The organism is Methylobacterium sp. J-092, from assembly GCF_022829325.1.
In the GTDB taxonomy this organism is placed as follows: domain Bacteria; phylum Pseudomonadota; class Alphaproteobacteria; order Rhizobiales; family Beijerinckiaceae; genus Methylobacterium.
In genome coordinates this window covers 21,594-28,380 of record NZ_JAKSXU010000039.1, presented here as the reverse complement: position 1 = coordinate 28,380, position 6,787 = coordinate 21,594, and the positions used below count along the sequence as shown (strand labels likewise).

General features: G+C 61.3%; 4 protein-coding genes. 2 read left to right on the top strand and 2 right to left on the bottom strand.

The genetic code is table 11. The features are described 5' to 3' along the window. The first annotated feature begins 1,368 nt into the window (after positions 1-1,368). Entirely contained in the window at positions 1,369-1,779 is a 411-nt protein-coding gene (locus tag MKK60_RS01985) for a response regulator (RefSeq protein ID WP_313901107.1), read from the top strand. Positions 1,780-1,970: 191 nt separating this feature from the next. After that, complete coding sequence (locus MKK60_RS01980) at positions 1,971-3,869, top strand: HWE histidine kinase domain-containing protein (RefSeq protein ID WP_243983657.1); 1,899 nt, start codon at positions 1,971-1,973, stop codon at positions 3,867-3,869. A 219-nt stretch (positions 3,870-4,088) separates the two neighbouring features. Here the strand turns inward: MKK60_RS01980 and MKK60_RS01975 are convergent, their stop codons facing one another. Further along, a complete protein-coding gene (locus tag MKK60_RS01975) occupies positions 4,089-5,216 on the bottom strand; it encodes an L-talarate/galactarate dehydratase (protein WP_243983655.1) in 1,128 nt (375 codons plus the stop codon). 49 nt (positions 5,217-5,265) lie between these two features. Next, positions 5,266-6,630, bottom strand: a complete 1,365-nt coding sequence (locus tag MKK60_RS01970) for an MFS transporter (protein WP_243983653.1) — start codon at positions 6,628-6,630, stop codon at positions 5,266-5,268. Positions 6,631-6,787 lie beyond the last annotated feature (157 nt).

Here is a 6,787-nt window from a genome sequence, read left to right as displayed (position 1 = left end):
TCTTTTGATAATATGAGAGGCGTTGGCCTATGCGACGTTCTGTCGTCGTCGCTGCCGGTCGGCAACTTCGGCAACGCCCGCGCCGGCGGAATTTTCCCCCGATCGGCTGGCGCGGGCGCCAAATGCTGGAGGGCACGCAATCGCTTACAGTGTCAGGGCGCAGCAGATAGGTCCAGCCGGCACCCCCAGCGGGAAAACTTTGCACTACGAAGCCGACAGCGAAATCGAGCCTGTCACAATCGCCGCTTACGAAGTGGACGCGCACCGTTCCAGCAAGCGGCGCATCGCAATGGTGTGGAACCCCGCCGGGCATCTTATGCTCTCTTACACAGGTCGCGCGAGGGCCAGGTCTGATGCAGACCGAGGCTGAGCGACTGGCTCAGATCATCTATGATCGCGATGCGAAAATACTGATCAGCGCCCTACTCACTTTACAGGTCATGATGCTCGGGGTGCTGCTCTGGTTATGAGGGAGGGCTCGCTTTGGGCACACTTACCTGCGCCGAGTCCGTTCCTCGTCGGCCACAGCTTCCGCTGCCGCGATGGCGTTCTCAAGCTCCGCAATCCGGCTCAGGACGCTCGCGGCCGGCAACGTGTCGTGTTCGGCGGCGGCTAGGATGATCGCTCGCTGATGGGCCTTGGGACGGCCTAGGAGGGCTTCGAGCTTGTCCATGGCGCGCTGTAGCGAGACGTGCCTTCCTCGACAACATGGCGTTGCGAGTAGGGTAGTAGGTCAGTGCGAAATCCTACCGAAGGTGCCCCGGCCACAATGGGCGCGCACCCGCGTGGCATGACGCAGGCATGACAACCGTTATGAAACGCGACCATGTGATCTCGGTGTTCCCGAGCGAGCAACAGCCAGGCTCCTATCGGTGGAGCATTACGGCTCTGTCCACCGCATCGGTGACACAGTCGCCCTACGCTTTCGCAACAGCGTTAGGAGCCACGATGTCCGCCGAATGTTGGCTGCGTGTGATTGCGAGAAGGGTCAGCGAATAACGTTGTCGTCGCTGATCATCGAGGAGCGGATGGACCGAGATCCAGTCTGAGTCACCCCTCCCACTTGGCCCCAACGACCTATCGGAAAAACAACCGTTTTGCCGACACTCACTACTGCTTGCGGCAAAGTCTGAGAAGGGTGGCGAGCGGACGCCACCCCTACGCTCACATGCGGGCGTTCGGCCTCCAATTAAATTATATTAGCCGAGGCCATGTTCGATGCGGACGTTCTTTGATTTATTGCTCCGGTCGGGGCATCGGGTTCATTCAGATTTTGGGCTGGGTACTGGCTGGCGGACGCTATGTCGCAGAGATCAACTCTTTTCGGCGCAGCCGCAACCAATTTCGAAAATCGTGACTTAGATCCAAGTGGTTACATCTCCTGACTATGGACAGCCTTTTGCCCTCGTCGTTGAGGACGAGCCGCTGATCCTTATGGAGGCGGTCAGTATTCTGGAGGACGCCGGTTTTCAAATGCTGGAGGCCGCGCACGCCGTCCAGGCGCTGAGTGTCCTCGAAGAGCATCATCACCAGATCAAGCTGCTGTTCAGTGACGTCGACATGCCCGGCGATATGGACGGCTTCGCGCTGGCGCGGGAGGTCGCTCGGCGGTGGCCATCGATCGCAATCGTCATTGCTTCTGGGCGATCCAAGCCAGGTCCTTTCGATCTACCGGAGGGTGCAACATTCATCAGTAAACCGTTCAGCGCGACGATCGTCTATCACCACGTCCGGAAGACGATGCCGGAGGATGCACAACCCGAGCCTTTGAGAAAATAGGCGAGGCGTTCCTCCCGCTGCACAAGTCGTAAACGGCGCCTTTATGCATGCCGGGGAGGTCCACCGCCGTTTCCGTCCTCACGGCCACATCAGTCCATAACCGATCAAATCATGTTTCGCATTCTGTTAGCTGCCTGTTAGATGAAGAGGCCGAGCGTTCGAAACTCGCGCGAGCGAGCCGGTTTCTAGTCATGTGTAGTTCCTCTATTTCCAAATATGTCCAAGACGCCGAGCGTCTCCGGGCGCTCGATGAGCTGAAGCTTCTCGACACGCCTCCGGAGGATGGCTTCGAGGACATCGTGCATCTGGCAGCTCTCGTGTGCAGTACGCCGGTCGCGCTGGTTTCGCTCGTAGCGGGCGACCGACAGTGGTTCAAGGCCCGCATCGGCTTCGTGCCGTTCCAGACTGATCTCGATGCGTCGGTCTGTGTCCATGCCTTGAGCGAACCTGACCTCCTCGTCATCCCTGACCTGACAATCGACCCGCGAACACGCGACAATCCCCTCGTCGTAGGAGAGCCATTCATTCGTTTCTATGCAGGCGCACCACTGCAGGGGCCGGATGGGCATGCGCTCGGGAGCCTCTGCGTCATCGACAGCGAAGCGCGGCCCGCTGGTCTAAATGCGAAGCAGGCGGACGGCTTGCGGCGGCTATCGCGACAGGTGACGACGATCCTGCGCGAACGCCGCCAAAATGCGCAATTGCGGGTCATGCAGGCTGAGCGAGAGGCTAAGGCAATTCACTGGCGTAACTTGTTCAGCCAGCTTCACGAGGGCTTCGTCATCGGCGAAGTGGTCCGCGATGGAGACCGTCGGATCACCGATTGGCGCTACGTCGAAGTCAATCGTGCCTGGGGTGATCTGGTCGGCATCCCGGCGGAGCGAGCGATCGGCCGCAATGTCCGCGACGTGTTTCCGGGTGTAGAGGACGTGTGGATTAAGGAGTTCGCGCAGGTTGTTGAGACCGGCGAGCCGATCACTTTTAATCGGCAGTCCAACGTGCTGGACCGCTGGTACGAGGGGCGTGCTCAGAGGCTTGGTCCGGACACCTTCACTGTGCTGTTCCTGGACGTGACAGAGCATGTTCTTGCAGAGCGGGCCGCACGCGCTCGGCAAGCACAACTGCTCACCATGATGGAGAGCGTGCCGATCGGCATCATGCTAGCGGAAGCCCCGTCTGGCCGCGTCCTAATGGGTAACCGGCGACTGGCTGATATTCTCGGCCACGATACCCTCTATGCCACATCCAGCAATGCCTACGGCGATTTCGTCGCCTACCATGCGGACGGCCGCCGAGTGGACGCAAGCGAGTTTCCGCTCGCTCAGATCAGCAGCGGTGTATGCGAACGTTCCACGATTGAGGTGCATTACCAGCGTCCGGATGGGGAGCGACGTTGGGTCGCTATCGCTGGGGAGGCGATACGAGACGATCGGGGCGAGTTGGTCGGCGTGGTAGTGGTGGTTACCGATATTGGTAGCCGTAAGGACGCCGATGCGCAGCAGGATGTGCTGAACCACGAGCTAAGCCACCGTTTGAAGAACACTTTAACGCTGGTCCAAGCTATCGCCGCGCAGACGCTGCGCAACGCGCCCGATATCGATACGGCGAGGGAGGCACTGGCCTCACGCTTAATAGCGCTGGGCAAGGCGCACGACATCCTGCTGGATGGGCGCGCCGACAGTGCGTGCGTAGCGGCCGTCGTGCGAGGGGCCCTCGACTTGCACGACGACACCGGGTGCCGGTTTCAGATCACCGGCCCGAGCTTGTTCATAGGGCCTTCCACAACCCTGTCTCTCGGGCTGCTGCTCCACGAACTCGCGACCAACGCTGTGAAGTACGGTGCGCTCTCCGTGCCGGAAGGTAGTGTGGCAATCAATTGGATTGTGGAAGGCGAAGGGCCGGAGGGGACGTTCCGGTTCGATTGGCGGGAGCGCGGTGGACCGCTCGTAATCCCACCGACCCGCAAGGGGTTCGGCTCGCGCTTAATCGAAAGAGGGCTCTCCGGGGGCGACGTTGCGCTGAGCTACCCAACCGACGGGGTGACCTGCACGCTCACGTCCCCTCTCAGGGGGCTGCGGGTGAATGAGTAAATGTTCGTTTGCACCTGCACTCCTGACACGCGAAAGCCGTAAACCGGACCTTCCGAGGGTCTCGAAAGGGTCGATAGCAACCTGAACGACGTGTCGGGTATCCGACCGTTTCTCGGACATAGGAGGCGGCTGGTTTCGACCCAAATAGGTCACCCCTCGCCCATCGAAAGCCGCTCGAAATCAGTCATTTTGGGTCGAGCCAACGAACTATCGCGCGGTTCAGTCCAGGCTGCCGAACCCCACGGTTTCCCGGGTCCAGGCAATCGCCTGCTCGCTCATGCTGATGCCGAGACCGGGCTGCGTCGGCACAATCATCCGACCGTCCTTCAACTCTAGACGCTCGTTGAACAACGGCTCCAACCACTCGAAGTGCTCGACCCAGGGCTCACGTTGCATCGCTGCGGCGAGATGGATGTGCAGTTCCATCGCGAAGTGCGGTGCGATGGTCAGACCGGCGAATTCAGCGAGCGTGGCGATCTTGAGGAATGGCGTGATACCGCCGACCCGGGGGGCATCCGGCATCAGGAAGTCCGCTCCGTTCTGCCGGATGAAGTCCCAGTGCTCGGAGACGCTGGTGAGCATTTCGCCGGTGGCGATCGGCGTGTCGAGCGCAGCCGCAAGCGCTGCGTGCCCGGCGGCGTCGTAGCAATCCAGTGGCTCCTCGATCCAGATCAGGTTGAACCGCTCGAAGATGCGGCCCATCCGCATGGCGGTCGGCCGGTCCCATTGCTGGTTGGCGTCGACCATCAGCGGGAAGGCATCGCCAAGGTGCTCGCGCACCCGCGAAACGCGCGCGATGTCGAGGGCCCAGTCCGGCTGGCCGACTTTGAGCTTGATGCCGCCGATGCCCTTCTCACGGGAACGGTCGGTGTTGACCAGCAGCTCGTCCAGCGGCGTGTGAAGGAAGCCACCGGAGGTGTTGTAGCAACGAACTGCCTCGCGTTGCGCACCGAGCAGTTTGGCCAGCGACAGGCCGGCCCGCTTCCCCTTCAGGTCCCATAGCGCCACGTCGAAGGCGCCGATAGCCTGAACGGCGAGGCCGCTGCGGCCGACCGAGGCCCCCGCCCAGGCGAGCTTGTCCCAAGCCTTGCCGATGTCGCTCGGATCCTCACCGATGAGCGCGGGCGCGATCTCGCAGGCATGGGCGAACTGTCCCGGTCCGCCGGCCCGCTTGGAATAGCTGATGCCGAGGCCGCGATGTCCCGCGCTTGTCTCGATCTCGCAGAACAGGATCGCGATCTCGGTCATCGGCTTCTGGCGCCCGGTGAGCACCTTGGCGTCACTGATTGGGGTCTTAAGCGGCAGGTAGACCGAGCGCAGGCGGATCCCGGTGACGGTCTCGGTCATGTTCTTCTCCGGCGTTCAATCATTGTCGGTAGCCGACACGTTTTGGCGCTCAGGCCTGCGCGGTCTGGAGAGATGCCGGCCGGACCGGTGGCCTGTCCGTGGCTTGCTCGTCTTCTCCGATCTCAAGCCGCTTCAGTGGCCCGACGACGACGAGGTAGGATAGGGCGCCGATCAGCGCGACCGTGCCGATGTAGACGAGCGCCAGGTCGAAGGAGCCCATCTCCTTGACGATGATGCCGATGGCCAGTGGCGTGACGATGCTGGCAAGGTTGCCGCACAGATTGAAGATGCCGCCGCTGACGCCCATGATCTGCTTTGGCGATACATCGCCGACGATGCACCAGCCGAGATTGCCGATGCCCTTGGCGAAGAAGGCAATGCTCATCACAGCGATCACGAACACGTCGGACTGGACGTAGTTCGCAAGCACGATCGTGCTGGAGAACATCAGACCGAGGATGATCGGGAGCTTGCGCGAGACGGTCAGGCTGAACCCGCGCCGCAGCAACCAGTCCGACCAAAGGCCACCGGCCAGCCCGCCGAGGAACCCGCAGATCGCTGGGATCGCGGCCACGAGTCCGACCTTGAGGATCGACATGCCACGCGCTTCGAGCAGGTAGGTCGGAAACCACGTCAGGAAGAACCACGTGATGGTCGTCAGGCAGAACTGCCCGATGTAGATGCCGATCATCATGCGGTTGCCGATCAGCGCCTTCACCTCGGACCACCGGATCTGATCGCGCTTGTCCCCCATGTTTGGCAAGCCACCGCCCGCCTCGATGTAGTCGAGTTCGGCTTGGTTCACGCCTTTGTGGTGACGCGGCTCGTGTACGTAGACGAGCCAGATGATGCCGAGGACGATGCCCACGCCGCCGGCCCAGAAGAAGATCGCCTGCCAGCTGTGGGCGTGCAGGATCCACGTCATGATCGGCGTGAACACGGCGAGCGCGAAATACTGGGCCGACTGGAAGATCGAGGTTGCGAAGGCCCGTTCCTTGGTCGGGAACCACATTACGGTCAGCCGGCTGTTGGCAGGAAAGGCTGGTGCCTCGGCGATGCCCATGAGGAAGCGCAGGGCGAAGAGCGCGACGAACGTGAAGGTGACGAGGTGTACGAGCCCCTGCATCATCGTGAGGGCCGACCATAGGATCAGGCCTGTCCCGTAGACCAGGCGGGCGCCGTATTTATCGAGTACCCAGCCGCCGGGGATCTGAAGTGCTGTGTACGCCCAGCCGAACGCCGAGAAGGCCAGGCCCATCGTGATGGCGTCGAAGCCGAACTCGGTCCGCATGGCGGAGGCGGCGACGGACAAGGTGGCTCGATCGACGTAATTGAACGTTGTTGCGAGAAAGACCAGCCCTAGAATAACGTATCTGGTCTTGGTCCTGTGCAGATCCCGCCCCTTTTGAGACATGGCCTTCCTCCGATGAGGTTGAGCCATTCTCGCAGGAAATAACTACCAGCGGTGGCTGTTTGCCGAACCACATTCATGCGGCGGCAAGATAATGCCGTCCAACTCAATTGCTGGATCGATCGATACCGAATTTGCATCGATGTCTTGTGTGGCAACA